This window comes from Salmonella sp. SG203 (genome assembly GCF_013350575.1).
GTDB lineage: Bacteria > Pseudomonadota > Gammaproteobacteria > Enterobacterales > Enterobacteriaceae > Salmonella > Salmonella enterica.
On sequence record NZ_SNMT01000088.1, the window covers coordinates 1 to 1,014 of the forward strand.

Below are 1,014 nucleotides of genomic sequence, written 5' to 3' on the forward strand. Positions count from 1 at the left end.
TTCACTCACCGCCACAAGCTGGTTGCGGCGGCGGTCGTATTTAAGTTTGTATATCTTGTTCACTGTTCTGTTCCTTCTTTTTTATTATTCCGCCACTCAGAATGACTTCACTGCCGACACCCGGAACAGGTCATGGTCATCCAGCCCGGACACCGGGTCTGCATTCCCCGTCCGGTGCGCCCACGTCAGCGTCAGCGCGTAATTACCCGCATCCGCCACCGTTGCATACAGCCCCGCCCCCGACAGGTTCACATGGTTGTGGTCCGTCAGGCGGCCCTCACCGTCCTGGTTACGGTTCTGCGCATACTGCTCACCCCAGCCCTGGTCGTAAAACGCCGCCAGCGTCACGGCCGGGGACGTCCCCGCCCATGCCGTCCAGCGCCCCTGCGGAATGGCGTGCGTCCAGCGCACCTCGCCCGTCGCCACGGTGCCGTTATCCACGGACCCGGTTCCGATATCGTAAGCCCGCACCGCGCCCGGGCCGCCCAGCAGGAACTTCTGCGAGGAATCCAGGTTGTGGTTTGCCAGCTGGCCGTTCAACCCCGCATACAAAGAGAAAGGTCCCCACACCTGCTGGTCATGGTTCAGGGTCCAGTTCATCCGGGCAAACTGTCCTTCTGAACCCAGCTCACGGCTGAAGTTAATGCTGCGCGCCAGGTCATTGCGGTAGTCCAGGTTCCCTGCCGTTCCCTTCACGCTGAAGCCGGTCACCCCGCCGGGCACGTCCGCCACGCTCCCTGCCACGCTGACGGCACCCGACGTCACCCGCTTGCGGCCTTCCTCACCGAGTCCCATAAACAGCGTGGACGGGTATTTATCGGTCAGGTACTGTTCTCCCCCCTCCGCACGCACATCCACCCGGGCGCGCGCCGTGCGTATCCACGGCTGCGTCACATACAGGCTCCAGTTATCGGAGTAACCGTTGTATCCGTCCCGCAGGAAGTTGTAGTGGTAGTTCAGGTGGCTGTAGTTCGCCCCGACACGCGTGCCGTACCCGCCGGCCAGCAGGCTGTA

The 1,014-nt window shown here is 62.6% G+C and carries 1 protein-coding gene; it reads right to left on the bottom strand.

Going from position 1 to position 1,014, the window contains the following annotated elements; all coding sequences use genetic code 11:
- Positions 1–96: 96 nt before the first annotated feature.
- Positions 97–894, bottom strand: a complete 798-nt coding sequence (locus tag HV477_RS28955) for a ShlB/FhaC/HecB family hemolysin secretion/activation protein (RefSeq protein WP_309224903.1) — start codon at positions 892–894, stop codon at positions 97–99.
- Positions 895–1,014 lie beyond the last annotated feature (120 nt).